Annotated in this window: 17 protein-coding genes; 1 reads left to right on the top strand and 16 read right to left on the bottom strand. The window is 53.8% G+C overall.

Annotated features, from left to right (window positions below):
* Positions 1-106: 106 nt before the first annotated feature.
* The 10 genes from L6H98_RS06630 to L6H98_RS06585 all read right to left on the bottom strand — a co-directional run bounded on the left by L6H98_RS06630 (position 107) and on the right by L6H98_RS06585 (position 13,813).
* On the bottom strand, positions 107-496 hold the full coding sequence (locus L6H98_RS06630) for a tautomerase family protein (RefSeq protein ID WP_236413823.1): 390 nt from the start codon (positions 494-496) through the stop codon (positions 107-109).
* A gap of 80 nt (positions 497-576) precedes the next feature.
* Positions 577-3,165 (bottom strand): glycoside hydrolase N-terminal domain-containing protein, encoded by a 2,589-nt coding sequence (locus tag L6H98_RS06625; RefSeq protein ID WP_236413821.1) that lies wholly within the window; start codon positions 3,163-3,165, stop codon positions 577-579.
* Complete coding sequence (locus tag L6H98_RS06620) at positions 3,162-4,307, bottom strand: glycoside hydrolase family 88 protein (protein ID WP_236413819.1); 1,146 nt, start codon at positions 4,305-4,307, stop codon at positions 3,162-3,164. The genes L6H98_RS06625 and L6H98_RS06620 overlap by 4 nt, the downstream gene beginning before the upstream one ends.
* An 80-nt stretch (positions 4,308-4,387) precedes the next feature.
* Complete coding sequence (locus tag L6H98_RS06615) at positions 4,388-6,445, bottom strand: glycoside hydrolase family 65 (protein ID WP_236414336.1); 2,058 nt, start codon at positions 6,443-6,445, stop codon at positions 4,388-4,390.
* A 59-nt stretch (positions 6,446-6,504) separates the two neighbouring features.
* Positions 6,505-8,799: a helix-turn-helix domain-containing protein gene (locus L6H98_RS06610; RefSeq protein ID WP_236413817.1), complete on the bottom strand. Its 2,295-nt coding sequence runs from the start codon at positions 8,797-8,799 to the stop codon at positions 6,505-6,507.
* Positions 8,800-8,984: 185 nt separating this feature from the next.
* The gene (locus tag L6H98_RS06605; protein WP_236413815.1) at positions 8,985-10,526 is read right to left on the bottom strand and encodes an extracellular solute-binding protein; all 1,542 of its coding nucleotides are present in this window, start codon (positions 10,524-10,526) and stop codon (positions 8,985-8,987) included.
* A 24-nt stretch (positions 10,527-10,550) separates the two neighbouring features.
* Positions 10,551-11,420, bottom strand: a complete 870-nt coding sequence (locus tag L6H98_RS06600) for a carbohydrate ABC transporter permease (protein WP_236413812.1) — start codon at positions 11,418-11,420, stop codon at positions 10,551-10,553.
* Entirely contained in the window at positions 11,420-12,283 is an 864-nt protein-coding gene (locus L6H98_RS06595) for an ABC transporter permease subunit (protein ID WP_236414334.1), read from the bottom strand. The genes L6H98_RS06600 and L6H98_RS06595 overlap by 1 nt, the downstream gene beginning before the upstream one ends.
* A 389-nt stretch (positions 12,284-12,672) precedes the next feature.
* Complete coding sequence (locus L6H98_RS06590; protein ID WP_236414332.1) at positions 12,673-13,245, bottom strand: alpha/beta fold hydrolase; 573 nt, start codon at positions 13,243-13,245, stop codon at positions 12,673-12,675.
* 169 nt (positions 13,246-13,414) lie between these two features.
* Positions 13,415-13,813, bottom strand: coding sequence for a helix-turn-helix domain-containing protein (locus tag L6H98_RS06585; RefSeq protein ID WP_236413811.1), 399 nt, complete (start codon positions 13,811-13,813; stop codon positions 13,415-13,417).
* A gap of 136 nt (positions 13,814-13,949) precedes the next feature.
* Here L6H98_RS06585 and L6H98_RS06580 point away from each other — a divergent pair, with 136 nt between their 5' ends.
* Positions 13,950-14,984, top strand: a complete 1,035-nt coding sequence (locus tag L6H98_RS06580) for a zinc-binding alcohol dehydrogenase family protein (RefSeq protein WP_236413810.1) — start codon at positions 13,950-13,952, stop codon at positions 14,982-14,984.
* Between the two features lie 86 nt (positions 14,985-15,070).
* Here L6H98_RS06580 and L6H98_RS06575 read toward each other — a convergent pair whose 3' ends face one another.
* The 6 genes from L6H98_RS06575 to opp1B form a co-directional block, all read right to left on the bottom strand.
* Positions 15,071-16,291: a PliI family lysozyme inhibitor of I-type lysozyme gene (locus tag L6H98_RS06575; RefSeq protein ID WP_236413809.1), complete on the bottom strand. Its 1,221-nt coding sequence runs from the start codon at positions 16,289-16,291 to the stop codon at positions 15,071-15,073.
* A 267-nt stretch (positions 16,292-16,558) separates the two neighbouring features.
* Positions 16,559-17,734 (bottom strand): MFS transporter, encoded by a 1,176-nt coding sequence (locus tag L6H98_RS06570; RefSeq protein WP_236413808.1) that lies wholly within the window; start codon positions 17,732-17,734, stop codon positions 16,559-16,561.
* Between the two features lie 85 nt (positions 17,735-17,819).
* Entirely contained in the window at positions 17,820-18,575 is a 756-nt protein-coding gene (locus L6H98_RS06565; protein WP_236413807.1) for an ABC transporter ATP-binding protein, read from the bottom strand.
* Positions 18,541-19,383 (bottom strand): ABC transporter ATP-binding protein, encoded by an 843-nt coding sequence (locus tag L6H98_RS06560; RefSeq protein ID WP_236413806.1) that lies wholly within the window; start codon positions 19,381-19,383, stop codon positions 18,541-18,543. Before L6H98_RS06560 ends, L6H98_RS06565 begins: the two co-directional genes overlap by 35 nt.
* Positions 19,364-20,248 (bottom strand): nickel/cobalt ABC transporter permease, encoded by an 885-nt coding sequence (gene opp1C, locus L6H98_RS06555; protein ID WP_236413805.1) that lies wholly within the window; start codon positions 20,246-20,248, stop codon positions 19,364-19,366. Before opp1C ends, L6H98_RS06560 begins: the two co-directional genes overlap by 20 nt.
* 2 nt (positions 20,249-20,250) lie before the next feature.
* A complete protein-coding gene (gene opp1B, locus L6H98_RS06550; protein WP_236414330.1) occupies positions 20,251-21,186 on the bottom strand; it encodes a nickel/cobalt ABC transporter permease in 936 nt (311 codons plus the stop codon).
* Positions 21,187-21,193: the final 7 nt, after the last annotated feature.

The following is a 21,193-nucleotide window of genomic DNA, read 5'->3' as shown; positions in this document are numbered from 1 at the left end:
AATTGCGCATCTTAAACTTCCATCGGCAACCCCAACACCATCCTGATTCATTAAAAACCAAAAAAGCCACCTTTCGGCGGCTTGGCATCTTTTATTCCTTACTTAATTACACATCCACCTTATAATCAAGATCCAATTCGTCTCCGGGTAATCCCCGTATGCCCCAGTTGGATTTCGGCGTCTCGAAGATCGTGATTTCAACATCCTGAACGGCAATAGCCAGCTCTTGCTCGATTCGTTCGAAAAGCGAACGAAACAGCTGTTTCTTCGCCGCTTCCGACCGGCCTTCAAAAATGCTCAATTCAATGATCGTATACGCTTCCGTGCGTCCGGGCGCATAATGAAAATCCTCCCGGTCCATGGGGAAAAACCGATGGAATTTTTTACTTTCAGGCAAATCGAAGCTTGCGACAACGCACTCATGGACGATGTCCGACAACCTCGCTTTCACCGGATTCAGGCGTTCCTTTATCCCGAAAATTTTGACTTGAGCCATGCTCCTCATCTCACCTTTCTCTGCTCTACTCAGCTAATGTATTAAAACCAAATTATAACATCCAGTTCATCATTTTGACATCATGCCTGTTCAACCACAAGCCTCTCCCCGGCTTCTAATTGTAGGTTATACTCACCCGGCGCCATCGGTCCCGAAATGCCATCCTTTCGTCCATAGGCATGAATGCCTGGAACCCATGGCGGCAATTGAAGCTTGGCAACCATCGGACGAAGGGCGCTTATTTCTGCGCGGAATGCTCCTGCTGACCGATCCCAGTGGAGAGACAGGCTTCCTTCCGGTATGCGCCAATCGCGGAAAGAACCCTTCACCCATGAGGACGGCAATGCCGGCAGCAGTTTGATCCACTGCGGTGAAACGTATAGCAGCATTTCCTGTACCGCATTGACCCAGCCCAAATTGGCATCCAACTGCACGGGTGCAGCAGGCATCGTCATACTCACCCCCATTTGGCGCCAGTCATTATGCAGGGTAAAACCGTTATGGAGCACGCAGGAGCGCGCGAGAACGTCCAGACACTCCAGTGCCCGATCACCATCGCCCAGGCGTGCATAGACGGAAGACATATGTGCAAGCGACCAGCCGCTCTGGGCGCCGAGTCGGCGCTGATGCACCGCCGTTTCGAATGCTTTGAAAAGCTCCGGCTGCTGCTCACGGGTCACCTCCTGTCCCGGAAAAACCGGATACATATGCGAAAGATGACGATGATCCTGCCGATCCTCGAACGCGGGATACAGCCATTCCTTCACTGCGCCGGCCGGATTGACCATATACGCAGGCAAACGGCCGAGCATGGCTTCCCAGCGCGGGATGTCTTCTTTGTGAATGCCGAGCAAATGGCTGGCCTGAATCGTATGCTGAAGCAATTCCTTCACGATGGCCACATCCATGGTAGCATTCATAGCGGTGGGCATTGGATGTGCAAGCTGCTGTCCGTCTTTGGGCATGAAGTTCTGCGGCGTGTTCTCCGGAGATACCGATGGATAGATGATATATTTCCCGTCCGGGCCCGGCACCAGAAAGTCCTCATAAAACAGCAAAGCCTCACGCATAAACGGCAAAGCTTCGTCCCGCAGAAAATGCAGGTCGCCGGTATATCTGTAATGTTCGTAATAATGCCTGGCAAGCCAGCCCGCTGCTCCGGTCCAGTTCATGATAACCGGCACGATCTGGTTCGGCACACCGATGCCCGGCGTCGTTCCGGCAGGGATATAGATGCCCCGGCAGCCGTAGAGCTTGCGTGCATTATCCCGAAAATCCTCCATTAAACCGTTATAGTAACGGAACAATGCCCGGTTCAGGCAGGACAACCCGCCCACATTGGAATGCCAATGCATCATTTGCACGTTTTCGTTGGCCATGTGATGGCCCCAGATCAGCCGGTAATCCCCGCCCCACAAGCCATAAAGACCAAAAGGCGTTTGCCCGTGCTCATGCGTTCCACTGATGAAAAGGTACCTGCCGAAAGCCCAAAGTTTGCGAACCAGCCCCGCAGGAGCGGCGCCTTCATAGGCTGCCAGAAGCATCTCTTCATTGCAGCGGCCATCATCGCCTTCATCATCCAGATCAAGTCCGACAGAGCGGAATAGCGGTTGATGCAGCGCGACATGCCTGGCGAGCAAAACATCGTAATCGGAGGCGAGCTGCGACAGTTCCTCTTTTAACCGAGGCCACTGCCGCTGCCTTTCCCCGGTCGCAAACACTTTGACCAAAATCAGCCATGTGCCTGGCATTCGAAAATGGAGATGACCCGCAAGCGCTTGGCCGCTTCCTTCGTGTTGATCAGCTTTGCCTGAACCTTCAGCCTGCTTGTCACTGCCCTTTTGAGCAGTACTGCCTACATCCGTTGAATTCTTCCTTACCGTGTGCCCGCCATCTAAAGGATTCAATACAAGCACCGCGCCAAAATCTTGCCCGTCATCGTTGCGGCCACCGTAATAGATCGTGTTGTCTTCTACTCTTACAGTGATCGAAGACGCCAAAGCCTTGAATTCGTCATCCTCCCGCACCTTGTCGCCGGGGTGAAACCGCAGCCCGATCATTCCTTCGATCCAACCTTCGAGCGGACCTTCAGGCGATGCTCCAGCCCGGTTTTCCGTACCCTTTATAGGGTTTGTTCTTTCCAGCTCTCTCCCTTCCACCTTATAGACGATGCAATCGTCCGCCCGGGAGACGAACAAACATCTGGAGTATTCCCGCTCGCCGTCTTGCCAGCGAACCTGAACCTCACCCGTGTCCATCTCCAGTTCCCGGCGGTAGCTGCGGAAAGCACGGTTGCCAGGCATCGTTACGGTTAGCGCCACCATCGGAAATCGCGAAGACAACCTGGAGGCATACCCGAGCGACTGCAGCGTTCGCGTCAAATGCCAGCTCGCCTCCAAATAACGTTCCTCATCCATCAGGCGACGCGTCTCCGGCAGCGTATGACTGACGTCAGGCAGTTCGTGCTTTTGGCCCCAATGCCATAGATCGGCATGCTGCAATAACACAATTTCCTCCTGAACGCCTCCCTGAACGGAAGCGCCAAGTCTGCCGTTGCCCGAAGGAAGCGCTTCACGCCACATGCCTTGCCACCACGATGCAGGATATTTCAACAGCAGTCTGTTTTGGTCCGGTCTGGCGGCATTCGAATCTCCTGCCAAGCTGCTCATGGTTCTCCTGCCCCGAGCTTCTCCATTTCAATGCTGGCCAGCAGGAACGGAGCAACGCCCATCTGCGCATCACTCACGATCTCTTCGTTAATGTAATAAGCGTATGAGCCGTCCCTGTATTTCTTGCCGCCAAGGCCTGCGCCGTGGCAAATATGGTGCAGGTGTATCCCCTTTTCATCCTCGGTAACCAGCCTGTTCAAAATTCCATCATACGCACGTTCAATGACGCTGCGATCCAACTCGGCCAAATACCGAAGCCGCAGTCCCTTCGCCAGCGCATAAGTCAGCATGCAGGAAGCGGAAGCTTCCAGGTAATTGCCTTCCCTGCCGTTCTGGTCCATGACCTGATACCATAGCCCGCTGTCATGGTCCTGCGCGTGGGCAATCGCATAAGCCATCCGCTCGAAAATGCCCATGATCTGCCCGCGCTGCGAGTGATCGATCGGAAAATGCTCCAACGCATCGACCACAGCCATCGCATACCAGCCCATCGCCCGGCCCCAGACATGAAAAGATTGGCCGGTTTCCTTGTCGCACCAACGCTGCTCCCTGCTCTCGTCCCAGGCATGATGCAACAGCCCCGTCTTGGAATTGCGCGTTCTCCGCTCGATCAGCAATATTTGACGTGCCGCTTCATCGAAGCTCTCAGGATGATCGAACGTACTGGCATATTCGGCCAAAAACGGAGAGGACATGTACACGCCGTCCAGCCACATTTGATACGGATAAATCTTCTTATGCCAGAACCCGCCCTCGCTCGTGCGCGGCTGTCCTTTCAACTGCGCGACCAGCCGCAATATCGCCAGGCGGTATTTCTCGTCGCCCGTTTTTTTCCACTGGGAAAAGAGGTTTTTCCCTTCATTGATCATGTCCAGGTTATAGTCTTCCAGACAGTAGGTCCGGATCGTTCCGTCGTCGCCAATCAAGCCGTCCATGTGGCGGTGGACCATTTCCGCATATTTCGCTTCTTTATTCCAGGCTGCCGCACGCTCTAGGGCCATCAGCGTCATTCCGGCAACGTAGCCCCATTTTCCCGCAAGCTTCGGGTGGTTCCCGTCCGTGCACTCGGACAGCAGCGTATCCGCGATTTTGGCGGACATTCTGCTTTGCCGCTGTATTGCGTTTGCCGACATTTCGCCCATATCGCTCTCCCCCTGTCGTGTTCTTCAACGATTGCCCGACAAGTGCCAGGTGTTGTTATGAATAAAGATGAAACTGGTCATCAAAGCAACGGTTTAAGCCCTTCCCACTTCACGTTCCAGCTCCCGTCTTGCGGAAATCCCGGATTCTCCCGTTCAGCGGCTCCCGTCCATCCTGCGGCCATCATCGCCACCGCCGTCAGCAATCCGCCATTTCCGGGCAGGTATGCCCATAGTCCGGGTCTTTGATAGTTGTGTCCATTTGGCAAATACGTGTTCTTCGTCGCCTCCATCAGCAGGAAATCGACGGCGAGCTCAGGTTCGTTCAGCCTGGCCGCCGTCATGGCGCACATCGGGAAATCCCACCCCCAGGCAGACTCCCAGTCCCAGCATTGCTTTACCTTGAGCAGCGTTTCTTTCATGATGCCTTTGTCGACCAAGGAGCCAGGCAGCAGGCCGAGCGCTCCGAGCATCGATGGATGATCCTGATTTTTGGCGGTAAAGGTGTTCGGGCAGTGTTCATGCGCAAGGTACACGCCTTCCTCATGCCGCGGTTTCGCCATTTGAGAGGCCACATCGATCCATTCCGGCGGAGCTGTTATGCCCAGCCGTTCTGCCCATCGCACCGCAATGTCCAGCCCGTATTTCCAGTATTCCAGCTCATACGGCGGATTCAGGCTTTCGGCCATGGCATGGTTTTCCTGTGCCGGAATGAGCGGCGGACCCAGAACATACGCCTTCTTTTCGTCATCCCAATGAGCATAGGAAACCATAAAATCAGCCGCCTCGAACACGATGTCTTTGTATCGTTCCAGCAACGATACCTCCGGGCGTGCTGCATAACACATTTCGGCCAGTGCCGTCGGATGCGGCTGCTGCCAGATCAAACCCGGTGCGACGGGCGACGGCGATTGCTGCCCATCGTACGCGACCATCTTGGGCCAGCGGGCACCCGCATAGCCCTGGGAACGAGCCAATTTGCGAGCCTCCGGCAGGATGGCCACATACCAATCCATGCTTCTCAGCAGCAGATCGGCACGCCCCCACAGCGGAAAATGCGCCGCATGCCACCAATGCATCTCCAGATGCATTTTGCCGAACCAGCTGTTGTACATGTACCCCGTTTCCTGCGGCGGCATGCTTCCTGCGCTGTGTACGGCAGAGAGGAACTGGGATAACACGATCCGCCGTTCCAGTTCGGCAGCGCGCGGGTCCGTGCTGCCGGACAAATCGACGGCGGCCCCGCCATTCCAAAATCGCTGCCAGTGATCCGAGCTTGCTTGCATAATGGCATGCGCCGGCTGCGGCTCCGGATTACGGGGAGCAAACGCGATGCTGCATTCCCAGCTTTCCGAGTCGGAATCCATGCGCGGCATTAGCGTAAATTCGTGAGTTCCCGTTTGCGTCAGCCGCCCTTTGTCCCACATCCATTTCACGGCATATTCGTCTTCATCCAGCAAACGTTTCCATGCAGCGGAACCATCCCTTGTTTCGATCAGCGCCGTGCTGTGCCTGTCATCCCGGTTCCATTCCGGAAAAACAGACTTCGACCAGCTGCGGTGGGTCATGTCCGGTGAAGGGAACGCAACGAACAGCTGCAGGCGATTTTCGCGAATCAAAGCGGAGTGCACGCGAATGCCGATGCAATCCCGCTGCGGATCACAGGTCGTTTCCACCCTGACTTCCGTACCTTGCACCGCGAAGATGCTGTGAAGCACGCCTGTCCAGAGATGCATCTCCTGACGGATCGGAACAACGTCGCTCAACTCCGCCTCTTGTCCGTCTTGCCGCAGCAGCCGAAACGAGATGCGTCCAAGCTGGAGACGATGCGGATTTTGGCGCAGCCAATGATAGGCCTCGTCTTTGCCTTCCGGTTTCATCGGATATAATACTTGCCGGCCATAGGTATCGAAAGGCTGGAAGACGATATGCTCGTCACCGAATACATGGCGGCCTCCGGTTGAATGCCAACCCCAAGCGGATTGGGTTCCCAAAGGAATTTCGTAGGCTTCCGGAAAGGTCTGGAGCCCTGTGAAATCGGCGCTGAATCCAAATTCCCCGTTGCCTACTGATAAAGGTGACAGGGGTTCGATCCGCGTCAGCACCGGATGGTTTCTAGTGACGATCGATTGGCGATCCATCATATGTCCGCTCCTCCTTTTCAACTCCGTTCAAAACTGAGAAATACACAGCAAAATCTTCAAGGCTCCAACAAGGAATCCCTTCGGGTGCGCATCATCTCCCTGTATTTCCCCGGAGTAATGTCCTTCGTTTTGCGATATACGCGAATAAAGCTGTTCTCGTGCTGGTACCCCACCATGGAAGCGATTTCCGAGATTTTATAATCGGTGTCCACCAGCAGCCTGCATGCACGCTCCATCCGCAATTTGGTGAAATATCCATGGATGGTTTCGTTCATTTCCTGTTTGAAAAGCTGGCTGGCGAGGCTGGTACCGATCCCGGCGTGCTCGGCAATGTCCTGAATGCCTATGGGCTCCTCCAGATGATCGTTCATGAACGCAATCATCTGCTGGCACAGAACGAAATCCTTGCTGAGCAGCATGCCGCCAAACCACGCGCACATCGCCTCGACCTGCTCTTTAAGCAGCGCCTGGACATCCTCCAGATGCATCGTGCGCAAGCTGGACAATTCAAGATCGCGGCATTCCGCGGCACGACTTAAACGAAGGGTTTCCAACGTTTCAGCCACGGATCGCAAACAGGCCATGGCTCTCGAAGGGTGCGTATTCTCCTGCTGCAGGCGAGAGAGCATTTTATCCAACACATGGAGCGCCGCCTCCGCATGACCGGCTTCGATACTCTCCGTCAAAGGAGCCATCGTCTCCTGATCTTCACTAACACCATCGTCCAATGGCGCAGCAGCCACCTCACGAAACGGAATCGCTTGCTCATAACCCCGATAAAGCCTATAGTCCAAGGCGAGCTCGGCTTCCTGCATCGCTTTTTGCAAGTGCATATATCCGTCGTGATTCGCGCTGACCCCTGCCGACACCTGGAATTTGAGCAGCCTGCGAATCATCGGGAGTGTCTCTCCGATGGCAGTCACTGCGTCGCCGTCACTGAAACGGCCAAGCGGCTGAAGCATCACCATCATGCGATCTCTTCCAAGATCGGCGGTCAGCACGCGCCATTGCCCGGACAGCAGCTCGGCTGCGATATTGGCGATGGCGAACTTCAACAGGGAATGATCCGGTTTGTTGAATCGTTTACACCATGCCTCATAGTCGTCGATCGACAACATTGCGATGATGAGCGGCGCTGGATCCCATTCCCTGAAATATCGCTCCCACTTCTCGCTGAGTTCCCGGGTCCCGGACATATGGCCGGCATGGATGTCCATCAAAAATTTGCTCGAAGCCTCCGGCAGCGTTTGCCGCAAATTCATCGCCTGCTGGGCATGGTCCGTGAGCAGCTGGCTCGTGATTTTCTCCAGATCGATCGTGCCCGTATCCATCCGTACCCTGTCATAACCGCTGAGCAGTTGTCGCATCCGCTTCACCGGCCTGAAGGCGGATGCATTGTAGAAGGCAATGGCCGCCGCCCCGGCCGCAAGCGCAAGCAGCGATACGACAAAAACGGTATTGCGGATCTTCTGCGCGCTCGCGAGCAGGCTGTCTTGCGAAATGACGGACAAGTAGCGCCAACCGGTATACGGGGACACGATTTGCGAAGCAAGCAAGGTTTTGCCTTCGTGCTCGAATTCCCCGATCTTCTCCCCATCCAGCTGTGAGAGGACCTGATCCACCACTTCTGCCCCAACGCGATAATTTCCCAGCTCGTATAACGGTTGATGATCTACATCCAGAATCAAACGGCGGCTGTCAAGGCGGGAGACCGACGATTGCAGCATATGCCTGAACATCTGCTCCGATTTGAAATTCACGGCAATGATGCCCTTGAACTGGCCCGATATCATGATTTTGCGATAAAGCGTGATTTGCCTGGCAGGTGGGCCCGAGGCCGACGGGATTTCCCGCTGCTTGACCAGCATGGGCCGGTCCTTAAAATCATCGGCAACGTCTACCCAACCGGAATCGGGAAAGTTGGCTTTGCTTGAACTGAATCCTTGGGGAAAAGCAACCATGCTTCCACGTTCCACGTCATAAATGTAAGCGCTTTTAATGAAAGACGTGCTGCTGATCAGCGTTTCCATAAACTTCAGCAGCTCGGTGATGTTTTGGTACGAAGCCTGGACGTCGCTCGTCAGAAATTGATACACGTTCCCGTTCAGGGCGATTTTGACCGCGATTTGGTCGCTTTCCCGCATCATCTCGTCAATGTCGTTCATGCCGATGCGCAGCATCTGATGTTGGGGTTCGCTAAGCTCCTGCTGCAGCACGGATTTGGAGGAATAATACGTCGTCATGCCAACGGCGATGATGATGGCGAACACCGCAATCGTCAAAATCAGCAGCAGCCGGGTTTGGGTATTGGTCAAATTAAATTTCAACCATTTCAAAAACGAAAGGGGCATGGCCGTCTCCCACCTTATTTGCGTGATAACGCCATTATACAGCGGTGATGTGACCAAGACGACCCGGCCCTACCTCCTAATTTTCCTCCCCCGTCTCGTCATCATTTCCCGCGTTTCTACGAAATTTCGCCTTTTTTGCCATCGAACTGCTCGCAAGCCATGGGGAGGTTAGCGAATGCATGTTTTTAATTTTTAACCTTCTCATACCATTCCTGCACTCGCTGGGTCACGGCTTCACCGCCGGCAGCATACCATTTGTCCACATAGTCGTCATAAGCCTCGATCGGGAGCTCACCAATGACAATTTTGGTCAAAACCTCCTGGAACAACTTATGGGACTGGATATCCGGAAATCCTTCATATACCGAGGCCGGGAGTCCGTCACCGGCAATTTGGCGCGCATCGGCGGTGCTGACGACAAACATGTCTTTGACCATCTGCTGCTGGTCTTCCGGATACGTTTCTTCGATTCGTTTGTTCATGTCCTCTGCCGTCGTCAAATTTTTCATGCCCAGGGCAAGCGGTTTGTTGTCTGCGGGCGGGAGGATCACTTTGCGTCCGTTGACGACTTCATGCTGTTCGCCCTCGAGGCCGAAGCGCCCAAATTCATCGTTTTCAGCATTGTAGAAAAAATCCAGCAATTTCAGGGCATTGGGGGCATTGTCCTTGTTTACGGTGGGAATCATCCACTCCGGCTCACCCATGCTTTTCTGCGTGACAAACGCTTCGAACCCCTCTGCTTTCGGCAGCGGCATCGCTGCAATGTAAGCATCCGGCGCCTGCGTCAGCATGGCATTGTACCGATCGCGCACGTTCGCCGGCAGATGATACCAGCTGCCCACTTGATTGTTGTTGATTTTGGCCTGCCATACTTCCCCTTTGTTGAGGAACGTTTCGTTGTCCAGCAATTTTTCTTCGTATAACTTCCGGATGAACTTGATGGCCTCGCGCATGTTGTCCGTTACGCCTGCGTACTGGATTTTGCCGTCATATTCGTCCCATTCAGGATATCCTTCCCACATGGCTACCCCGTACATCGCAAACAAATGGTCCATCCATCGGCCGAACTCCCTGCCGCTGGTAGGCAGCTCATCCGCTTTGCCGTTGCCGTTCGGGTCTTTGTCCCGGAAAGCTCGCAGTACCTCCACATATTCATCGGTCGTTTTAGGCATCTCCAATCCGAGTTTATCCAGCCAATCCTTGCGAATGAGTGGCGCACGCTCGGGAACCAGAAATACTTTAGGCACATAGTAGATTTTGCCGTCAGGCGAAGCGGAGCGCACGATATCCCACGCTTCCTGGGGAATGCTCTCCCAGACATGGGGTGCGTACTCGGGCAGCAGTTCATCCAATGGCAGCGCACCGCCCTGCTGAATCAGCGTTTGCTCCACGCCTCCGATCGGGCGCAAAATATCCGGCAGCTCATTCGAAGCGATCAACAAATTCAAGTATTCGGACGGCTCCGATCCGGGAGGTGTCGTGATCAGTTCATATTGGACGCCGGTTTTCTCCTCGACATACTTCACGTGCGGATTATCCGCAGCAGGCAATGTGCCTACGCCCATGTGGCTTTTGAATACTTTGACTTTGGCAGCACCGGAGCTTCCTCCTCCATTCTCGCCGTCCTGCGATCCGGCATTCGGGCTGCCGCTTCCGCAACCCGCGACCAGCAGGAGCGCCAGACTGAGAAATGCCGGTACGATTTTACGTGTCCATTCTTGTCTCATGAAATTGTCCCCCTCAATCCTCGTTTATTCTTTGAGCGACCCCAACAGCGATCCTTTCACGAAATATTTCTGCAAATAAGGATACACCAAAATGATGGGAACGCTTGCAAAAAGAATCGTTGCTGCCTTCAACGTCGTTGTATTGAAATTGTAATCACCGAGAAACATGTTCACCTGAGCCAATTCCTCCGGGCTGGTCAAATACGCACGCAGCTTCATTTGCAAGGGCCATAACCCTGGATCGCGGATAAAAAGCACCGCCCGCTGGAACGTATTCCAGTACCCCACCGCATAGAACAAGCTGACCGTGGCCAGTACCGGTTTGGAGAGCGGCAGGTAGATCTGGAACAAAATGCGGAAATCATGACACCCGTCGATTCGGGCGGAATCGTCCAGCTCCTTGGGCAAATTCATGAAAAACGTACGCAAAATGACCATGTTGAACGTACCGATCACCCCGGGAATGATCAAGGACCACAGCGAATTCATCATGCCAAGCTCCCTGACCGTCAGAAAAAACGGGATCATCGGAGCATTAAAAATCATCGTAATCACGATGCCAAGCATCACTTGTTTCCGGAACAGAAATTCCTTGCGGGACAGCGGGAAGGCGGTGAATACCGAAAAAAGCATGCTGAGCGCCGTACCTGCTACCGTAATGAAAACAGTTACGCCAAACGACTGCCATAATCCTGTGCTTTTCAAAATATGTTTCCAGGAATCCAGCGTAAATTCGACCGGCCACAGGAAGACGGCTTGGGAATCGGCTGCAACCGGCGAACTGAGCGAAACCGCCAACAGTTGAAGCAAAGGCAAAATCATCGTCAGGGCGGCTGCCGTAAGAAAGGCGTAGTTGAAGACCTGAAAGCTTTTTTCTCCGAACGTCTGCTTCATCACCACAATCCCTCCCCGGATTTTTTGGCCAGCCGATTGAAAATCCATAGCAGGATGAAACCGATCACCGACTGGAACAGGCCGATGGCCGTCGTTACGCTGTACTGCCCTTGCAGCACCCCTGAACGGTATACATACGTTTCAATGATATCCCCTACGGAGTACGTCATCGGCGTCAACAGGTTGTAGATCTGGTCGAAGCCAAGCTCCAGGAAGTTGCCGATGTTTAACAGGAACAGGATCAGAATGGTCGGAAACAGCGCGGGCAGCGTAATATACATCGTCTGTTTCCATCGGTTCGCCCCGTCCATCACGGCCGCTTCATATTGGTTCGGATCAATGCCGCTGATGGCAGCAAGGTAAATGATCGTGCCCCAACCGACTTCTTTCCATATGGACGACAACACCACGATGGAGCGGAAATACTTTTCCTGCTGCATATACAGAATCGCTTCAAAGCCAAACCATCCTCTCACCATGTTGACGAAACCGCCGGAGGACAGCACTTCAAACACGATCCCGCCGACGACGACCCAGGATAAGAAATGCGGCAAATAAAACAAGCTTTGCAAAAATCGTTTGGCGAGCATTTTTCTTACTTCATTGAACAGGAGTGCCAGCAGAATCGGAGCAGGAAAGCCGATCACCAGCTTGTAAAAAGCAATCAATGCCGTATTGCGGAGAACGTGATAGAAATCCTGATACGTAAAAATGAACTTGAAATTATCCAGTCCCACCCACGGGCTGTTCCAGATCCCCCTCATGATTTGATAATTCTGAAAAGCGATGACGCTTCCCCCCAGCGGGATGTATTTAAAAATGATGTAAAACAAAATGCCGGGAAGGATCATGACATAGAGCATCCAGTGTTTTCTAATGTTCCTCAAGTAACCTTCACGGATGCTTGGGTTAATGCTGACTCCGGGGTGCGGCGTCGATGCTTCCGATCGGTCAGCCATACCTGTCTTTGCCCCCTTTTGCAATGGATGATGGGATTGATGAGCTGGTTCTGTGGTTCACATGTTAAGGGTCCGATACCTGCGCATCAATCGTGCAATCCTCCGCCGCATGAACCAATTCACCTGGGCACCCTGTTCTGGAAGATCGGTTCATTCGGTGGAATATCGGTTGGTTATGACACCGAGCAGGCAGACATGTAAAAAAGACATGCAAAAACACGACTGCTTCAAGCAGCCGTGTTGGACATGGAGATTTGCGAGAGCTTTTTATCTTTAGGTGCGTAGAGTTTCAACTATTCGTTCAAAGCGGTTTTGATCAAGCCGTTCACCCGCGAGTTGAACAGCAGTCCGACATGGGACACGAGGGAAACCGGAATGTTCGTAGCACCTTCCAGCCGGGAAAGCACAGGCGACACGATCGTGTCGTTCAAGGAATAGATCGAGGTCACCGAAATGCCTTGCGGCGCGGTATTGGTCGTAAGGCGATTCGCTCCGCCAAGGGTTACAAGCTTGTCGACCTTGGACGCTCCGCCGCGGTTCAATATGTAATACAGACTGTTCGCTCCGCCCATACTGTGAGCCACAATGTTCACTTTCGAATGGCCGGTTTGGCGCAGCACGTCATCAACGAATTGGCTGATCGCTGCCGAATTCAACAGTTGGTTGCCCTGTTTGCTCGGCAGATCAATGGCGAACAATTCGTCTTTCGCCCAGCCTTGGCTGCGCAAATAACTTTCAATGAACGTAAAATTGCTATCCGAACCTGTTAGACCGTGGACAAAAACAACGGGCGTTCGTGCCGTTGCCGCCGCTGCCCTTTCGGTCTGGCCCAGCCCGGTGAAGGCCAAGACCAACATCATGCTCATAAAAACAAGCATAAATTTACTTTTTTTCACTTATAACACTCTCCTCCTTTATTTTTACATTTATATATTATAAGTAAATATTTGGAATTTAAATAGTTCAAACGCCTTATTTTTCAACAAGCCATCCTTCGTCTACGATCTAACTTTTTAGCTTTGCGAAACCGACCCGCTACATCGAATCAGGCACCGACTTCACAGCGGACTCCGCATGTTCGGAAGCCGCACCCGACAACTTTTTGTACTTTTCCCCCCAGATTTTCATTTCCGTAATGATCGGCACTAACGTACGACCGAATTCCGAAAGCGAATATTCCACTTTGGGAGGAACTTGCTGATACACTTCGCGATGCACGACGCCATCTTCCTCGAGCTCCCGAAGCTGAAGGGTCAACATTCTTTGGGTAATGGCAGGACAAATCCTCCGGAATTCATTAAATCGTTTGGGTCCTTCGATCATATGGTACAAAAGCACCCCTTTCCACTTTCCGCCGATGACGTCCAACGTATATTCCACCGGGCAGCCTTCTTCATTCGGGCTATAGCCGTATCCGGATTTGCGGTCACGCATTTTGCAGCCTCCTCTTTTATTGGTATACAAATGTATACTACATAACATTAATGTGCGTACTATTCATGGTAGTTGATATGCGTTATATTTACAACCATAAATCAATAATACATGCATATCCGAGGAGGAAACCATAATGTCAACCAAACAAATGAAAGCCGTTGGACTACTGAACTATTTGCCAATCGAACACCCTGAAAGCCTGCTGGACGTGGTGATCGATGCACCTGTGCCTACAGGGAGGGATCTGCTGATTCGAGTCAAAGCCATCTCCGTCAATCCCGTCGACGTTAAAGTGCGGGCACCCAAAAATCGGACCGAAAGCACGCCAAGAGTGCTCGGCTGGGACGTTGCAGGCGTGGTCGAGCAAGCCGGACCGGAATCTTCGCTGTTCAAACCCGGCGATGAAGTCTATTACGCAGGCAGCATTACCCGCTCTGGAGGGAATAGCGAGCTCCATCTCGTCGACGAGAGAATCGTCGGCAGCAAACCGGCAACGCTGGATTTTGCGCATGCAGCCGCTCTGCCGTTAACTGCCATTACCGCATGGGAAGGACTATTCGACCGCTTGGACATAACCGCAGACAAAGAGCGCAACGAAGGCAAAACGATTCTAATCATCGGCGCGGCGGGCGGCGTCGGTTCCATCGCAACGCAGCTGGCCAAATACGCCGGATTGACCGTGATCGGTACGGCTTCCCGCCCCGAATCGTCCGACTGGGCCAGATCGATGGGAGCCGACCATATCATCAACCATTACGAACCATTCGTTCCCCAGCTTCAAGCGATGGGCTTCGAACACGTTGACTACATTTTTTGTCTGAACAGCACGGAGAAGCATTGGGCCAACATGGCCGAGGCTATTGCCCCGCAAGGGAAGATCTGCTCCATTGTGGAGACGGATGAGCTGCTCGACCTGACCTTGCTCAAAAACAAAAGCGCAACGTTTGCCTGGGAGCTAATGTTCACCAGACCGATGTTCCAGACGGCGGATATGATAGAACAGCACAACCTGTTAAACGAAGTTTCCCGCATGGTCGACGAGGGCCGTTTGCGGACTACGGTGGCAAAAATCTACTCCCCGATCAACGCAGCCAATCTGCGAAAAGCCCATGCCATATTGGAAGAAGGCCGTATGACAGGCAAAATCGTGATTGAACGCTTCGAGTAACACTCCCTTCGTTCCTGTCCTTGTCTCTGGAGTGCATCTCCTGACCAAGGGCAGGAACGATTACACTTGACGGCAAAAAGCCGCCATCATGGCGACTCCCCAAATGGATCCTCAATTTCTTCCCATTGCCCGGTGAATACATCCAGTTTAATGATGAATTGCCGATCGTTGTGCTGCACCCGCCCGAACAAATATCCATCACCGATGAATCCTTCGATCCATTCCCGGTTAACCGGCTGCAAATCGGCAGCTTCCAGCAAAGGCCCAGCCAACTTATACAGCTCAGCCTGATACCGTGTGCCATTCGTGATTTTCGCAAGATCTGGCGCATCCTTATTGACAAGGCTTTTCAGCGGGCTTCCGGAAGTGCTGTCATGCACCGTGCCCGTCATCGGATTGACCTTCATCACCATGGCCTCGGCATCCTGGTCTTTTTTGACGAATGTCACGGTATACTGATCATCCGTCTGTTTGACCTCCCACTCATCGTTCGGCAGCCAGTGCTGCAGCAAGACGTTGATATCTTCCTCGTTTAGCGGCGTCTCCATAAAGTAAGCGCTATGGAGTTCTACATTCGCGATATGAAGATCATGGCCGTAATCGACCACAACCTGCAGCGGAAATTCCGAAATGGAGGCCTGGCCATCGAGTTTTGCCCGCAATCGCCCATCCACCACCTCATAATATACGATGGAGCCAAAACCGACCCTTTTTCCCCAAGCTCCCTCTTCATAGTCATACACCTTGCTCAAATGCTGGCCGTTCAACTCTGCATGGACAAACGTTTTCCCGGACTCATGCTTCACGGAAGAAATAACCCTCTTATTTAACGCTTGGATGGGGTCCTCCACCGCCAGTTCCTCCAGCGTGTTTGAATTCAGAATATGAATTTCATAGATGGAGATCCCGGTTCCCCTGCCGGCATTCATATTTACGACAATCTCCCGTTCTCCGTCCCCATTCACGTCAACTTCCTCAATCGTCGGCGGGCGATTCGCGTCCATATCGGCGTTCCAGACAAACGTTTTCTGGACATCTCCCCGCAAATCCACCGTAATTTCACGCTGCATCTTGCTCCCTTTCTTGGCCGGCGTCGTGATAACGATCCCGTTATTCTCGCCTAAAACGACCGAATCAACGGCAGCATCGTTAGGCTTTCTCGTCTCGGGCTGGGTCACCTCACGTTCTGTTTCTACCTGCACCGAAGTCGGTTTCGCATTGGACAACGAACAACCGTTTAATACCAGAGCTAGAGCAGCCGCTCCGCACAACGCCTTTTTCCATCGTTTATTCTTCGACTCGTCCACGATCATGATCAACTCCATACTAAGAAATCGACTTGCATTATATTCCATTCCTTTCTATATAATGAACGTCTCCAATCATGAAGTGGTTGTCTCTAAAGTCGGGAACATGTCGAAAAAGTCATCGGATCGGGATTTGACATCCGCCCGGGACGATGCAGAATCAAAAAAACGACAGATATCAGGCAGCTTTCATAAACAAACCCCTTCAACGTTTCAGCGTTTTTTCAAACCATGAAATCATACTGCCGCTCCAATGCACGCAAGACATCAGCGGCGATAGGCAACAGGCAGCATGACCAGACCGAGCACGGCACATACGATGAACATTTGGGCATAATTGGCGGCATCCGCCACCATTCCCATCACCATGCCGCCAAGCGAAATGCCCAAATCGGCCGTGGCGATGAACAAGCCAAGCAGCACATTCCGATCTTCTGCAGGGAGCACGAACGATAAATGCGTGGTGAGTGCAGGGTAAAGAATCGCTTGCGCGATGCCCATCGGCACTGCCCCCAAATATAAGAAGGCAGCACCGCCGCCGGCAGCGTAACTAATGCTCAAGGCCGAAAGGGAGATTAGCGTCATCATGCCCACGATCAAGGGGGCACTCCACCGTGCCCCGGAAGGCAGCTTTTTCCCCCAGAACAACCGGGCGGCAACGACGACCGCAGCCTGTATGCCGAGGTACCCACCCGCATTGGCCCCGTCCACCTCTTGCGCGTATAACGGCATAAAAGCCGTGACCGCCCCGAACACGACGGATGCCGACAACATCAGCATGCCGCAAGTTCGCAGTGCAGGCTGCTTCACCAGCTGAGCGAACATGCCCCACATGCTCCGTTGTTCCGTTTCTCTGCCAAACGCTTTGCTATTCTTGTCAGGGTGCTCCTGTTGGTCCGAGCGAATCGTATATCCGAATATCGCCGTCGCCACGGCAATCACGATCAGAAGCACCGAAAAAGACGGCATGCCTCCGCTTTGCCACAAGGCAATAGCCAGAAAGGGAACCATGATGCCGGGAATGTAACTGAACAGGGAATACATCGAGATGCCTTGCGCGCGATCGTTGTCAGGCAAGGCTTCGATGATGCCGATTTGCAGGGCCATGGAAAAAAAGGCCGTGCACACGCCCTGTAACGAACGGGCAGCTATATAGCCGCCAATGCCCGTAAATGTATACAAAATCAAAGCTGCTCCGTTGAGCAGCAGAATCATACGAAGTATTTTGACGGCCCCGTGCCTCTGAATGATGCGGCCTGCCCACGGGCGGAAAAACATCGTGGTCAGCATGTACGCGCCCATGATCAGGCCAACCGTCGCGCTGCTTGCGTCCCATGCGGCGCCTTGGAGCGGAATGATGACGTTCAGCACCGCATTGGCACTGAAATAGAGCAGCGTGAGCAGATACAGGCGCATGAAAGGCCAAGCTAAAGCTCCATTCACCCATGTTCCTCCTTCAAAATGGTTGACTGTGATTGCGCCGTTGCGACTTTGCGCAAGACTCGAAGGAAATCCCCTGCGGCCCCGCTTATAACACGATCGAGGATGCCAACAGCCGCCGGGCGTATTCGGACCGAACCTGTCCCAGCTTCGACACGTCTACCGTTTCTTCAATCCGTCCCGACTTGAGTATCACAAGCCGCTCGCACAGATAGGCCGCCGCCTGAATGTCATGTGTGATGAAAACATAACCCATGCCATACGTTTCCTTCAGTTGTTTCAACAGCTCGAGCACCTGTGCCTGAACGGATACGTCCAGCGAACTGATCGCCTCATCCATGACAACGAATTGCGGCCGGGTCAATACCGCCCGGGCGATACAGACGCGCTGGGCCTCGCCGCCGGACAGTTCATGCGCATATTTTTTGCGGTATGCCGGACTTAACCCCACCTGTTCAAGCCAGAAGTCCAGACGTTCCGGCAGCTCCTGGCGATATGCGCTTGACCGTGGAAGGGCTGCGACCGGTTCGCATAACGCTTGTTCCACCGTATAAAAAGGATGGATCGACGACGTGTAGTCCTGAAAAACGGCGCTGACCCTGCCCGCACGCACGGACCTGCGGGAGACGGGCAGTCCCTCCAGCAGCACCTTGCCCGAATCGGGGCGTTCGATGCCCAAGAGCAGGCGTCCGATCGTGGATTTGCCGCTGCCGCTCTCCCCGATTATTCCCAAGCACTCGCCTGGTGCAACGGATAGATGGATGTCCCTTAAGATGTGCTGACGCTTTCTGAATAACATTCCCCCAGCACTATAATACTTTTCGACGCCGTTCATGCTCAGCATATCCGCCCTCCTCCAACATCGCTTTGAACGGTTCCGTGAGCTGGCGCCGGGTATGAATCAGATGCTGCGTATAAGGATGGCGCGGATGAGACAGCACATTCCCGGCATCCCCTTCCTCCACGATTCTTCCTTGTCTCATCACCAAAATCCGGTCAGCCATCGTGCGCACCACACCCAGATCATGCGAGATCAGCAGCATCGCGCAGCCGATGCGCGCCTTCAATTGTCGGAGCTGCACCAGCACCTCATATTGGGAAAGGGCGTCCAGCGCGGTTGTCGGTTCGTCCGCGATGATCAACTCCGGTTCCAGCAGCAGGGATAGCCCAATCATCAGACGCTGCAGCATGCCTCCCGAAAGCTCATGAGGGTATTTATTCAGAACGTCCTTGGCAGGCCGCAGTTGGACCTGCGCCAGGGCGATTTCCGCCCGTTCATCGACTTGCCTGCGCGTCCAGCCCATGTGCCGCCCCAGCGTTTCCCTGAAATGAACGCGAACTTTGCAGGACGGATCGAAGGCATTCATGCCATTCTGCATGACCAGGCTGATGCGTTTCCCCCTTCGCTCTCTCATGTCCCTCTCCGGCAGGTCAGACAAGCCTTCGCCTTGAAAACGGATCTCACCGGATTGCCGAATGGACGGATCATGGAGCCTCAGGATCGAGCGGCAGGTCATCGACTTGCCGCTGCCGCTCTCGCCCACAATGGCCAGGCATTCTCCGGCGGCCAGCCGGAAAGAACTGTCGTGCACGATGACGTGTCCGCTCTTCGCGTCCCATACGCGCAAACGATCAACTTCCAGCATATTCATACGTTCCACGCTCCTTTTTTACTTCTTTCCTTTGCCGGGAGGAAGCCAATTTGGGATCCAAGGCCGCCTGTAATCCATCTGCCGCAAAATTGAACGCACAGACGACGAGAATGATCGCAAGTCCCGGAGCAACCATCAATTCGGGCTTCGAAAACATAACATCCCTTGCTTCACCCAGCATCATCCCCCATTCCGCCGTCGGCGCCTGTACGCCGAGCCCGAGAAACGACAGGCCCGACACTTGCAAAATCATGGAGCACATCGAACTGCTGGCGACCACGGCGATGTCGGCCAGCGCCATCGGCAGCATATGTTTGCGTAGAATGCGGAAATGCCCGATCCCCGCAGCCTTGGCGAACTTTACGTATCCCGCTTCCGAATGCTGCATGACGGATGTCCGAATTACCCGTGCGAACCAAGCCCATTTTGAAATGACAAAGGCGAGCAAAATGTTTTCCAGGCCAGGCCCGAGCAGCCCCACCACCGCCAGCGTCGTGACATAACCCGGAAAGGAAAGCATGACATCGCATGCCCGCATCACGATGCTGTCGATCCTTCCCTTGAAATAACCGGCGGCCAGACCCGCGAACGTTCCGATGCCCAGCGATATGCCCAGCGTGGCCAGCACCCCGAGCAAACTCGGCCGAATCCCGTAGATAAGCCGCGACAGCACGCATCGGCCCAGATGATCGTTGCCGAGCGGATATGCCCAGGAAGGCGGCGCGTAACGCAGGCTCATGTCGACGGCATCCGGCGCATGCGGCGATACCCACGGAGCGAGCAGTCCCGCCAGCATGACCAGGCCCAACCATGACAAACAGATGCAGGCAAGCTTGTCTTGGCTCAAACGGCGAACGATGTTCATGTTTATGATGCCTCCTTCCGCCACCGCGGATTGAGAGCGGCATGGATCAGATCGGACAGTGCGTTAAACGCGACAAAAGTGACTGCCAACACGAGCACGTAGGCCTGAATCACGGGCAAGTCCCTGCCCAATATGGCTTTGACGGCCAATCTGCCCGCTCCCGGCCAGGCAAACACGTTTTCGATGACCACGGTGCCGCCAAGGATGATGGGGACGGACATGCAGAAGATCGATACGGCCACCTGCAGCGAATTGCGAAGAACATGTTTCAGAATCGTGCCTTCGGACAATCCGCAAGCACGGCCATACCGAACGTAACCTTCATGCAGGTTGGCAAGCATGGCGCTGCGGACGTTGCGAAAATACAAGCCGACGTACCCCGAGGCAATGACAAACACGGGCAGTATGTAGCTAAGATACGAATCCATGCCGCTCGTCGGCAGCAAATCCAGCTTCACGGAGAAATACCAGATGCATAGCGAAGCAAGCCAGTATGAAGGCATCGCCGTCAGCAGAAACGTCACTCCCCTGACGGAAAGGTCCAGCGTTCGTCCTTCATTCAGCGCGCAAACCACGCCGAAGAACACCGACAGCAGGATGATGAGCAGGCACGATATTAACGTCAGTTTGACCGTATTCCACATTGCTGGTCCCAGCATGGACCAGACCGGCTGCCCGGACACGTAGGATTCTCCGAAGTTTAGCCGCAAGCCGTCACCCAGCCACTGCGCATACCTGACCAACAACGGCTGGTCCATCCCCAAGCGTTCGCGTGTCTGTTCCAGCAGCGGTTCCGTAATCTCCGGAACTTCTTGCGCGCGCAGCACCATTTCCGCCGGATCCATCGGCGAAAGATTCACAAGCAGAAACGCAAGCAAAGAGATGACAACCAACAGCGGCACGGTGAGCGCCATTCGTTTAATCATATAACTCCCCATCGTCTGC

The sequence above is a fragment of the Paenibacillus sp. JJ-223 genome, from assembly GCF_927798175.1.
Taxonomy (GTDB): Bacteria; Bacillota; Bacilli; order Paenibacillales; family Paenibacillaceae; genus Paenibacillus; species Paenibacillus hubeiensis.
The sequence above is the reverse complement of the archived record's forward strand: the minus strand, read 5'-3'. Positions and strand labels throughout refer to the sequence as shown.

Coding starts and splice junctions, on each gene's coding strand:
- L6H98_RS06630 (WP_236413823.1), bottom strand. CDS start 496: ATGGCTCAAGTCAAAATTTTCGGGATAAAGGAACGCCTGAATCCGGTG.
- L6H98_RS06625 (WP_236413821.1), bottom strand. CDS start 3,165: ATGAGCAGCTTGGCAGGAGATTCGAATGCCGCCAGACCGGACCAAAAC.
- L6H98_RS06620 (WP_236413819.1), bottom strand. CDS start 4,307: ATGGGCGAAATGTCGGCAAACGCAATACAGCGGCAAAGCAGAATGTCC.
- L6H98_RS06615 (WP_236414336.1), bottom strand. CDS start 6,445: ATGGATCGCCAATCGATCGTCACTAGAAACCATCCGGTGCTGACGCGG.
- L6H98_RS06610 (WP_236413817.1), bottom strand. CDS start 8,799: ATGCCCCTTTCGTTTTTGAAATGGTTGAAATTTAATTTGACCAATACC.
- L6H98_RS06605 (WP_236413815.1), bottom strand. CDS start 10,526: ATGAGACAAGAATGGACACGTAAAATCGTACCGGCATTTCTCAGTCTG.
- L6H98_RS06600 (WP_236413812.1), bottom strand. CDS start 11,420: ATGAAGCAGACGTTCGGAGAAAAAAGCTTTCAGGTCTTCAACTACGCC.
- L6H98_RS06595 (WP_236414334.1), bottom strand. CDS start 12,283: ATGCTCTATGTCATGATCCTTCCCGGCATTTTGTTTTACATCATTTTT.
- L6H98_RS06590 (WP_236414332.1), bottom strand. CDS start 13,245: ATGAGCATGATGTTGGTCTTGGCCTTCACCGGGCTGGGCCAGACCGAA.
- L6H98_RS06585 (WP_236413811.1), bottom strand. CDS start 13,813: ATGCGTGACCGCAAATCCGGATACGGCTATAGCCCGAATGAAGAAGGC.
- L6H98_RS06580 (WP_236413810.1), top strand. CDS start 13,950: ATGTCAACCAAACAAATGAAAGCCGTTGGACTACTGAACTATTTGCCA.
- L6H98_RS06565 (WP_236413807.1), bottom strand. CDS start 18,575: ATGCTGAGCATGAACGGCGTCGAAAAGTATTATAGTGCTGGGGGAATG.
- L6H98_RS06560 (WP_236413806.1), bottom strand. CDS start 19,383: ATGAATATGCTGGAAGTTGATCGTTTGCGCGTATGGGACGCGAAGAGC.
- opp1C (WP_236413805.1), bottom strand. CDS start 20,248: ATGAACATCGTTCGCCGTTTGAGCCAAGACAAGCTTGCCTGCATCTGT.
- opp1B (WP_236414330.1), bottom strand. CDS start 21,186: ATGGGGAGTTATATGATTAAACGAATGGCGCTCACCGTGCCGCTGTTG.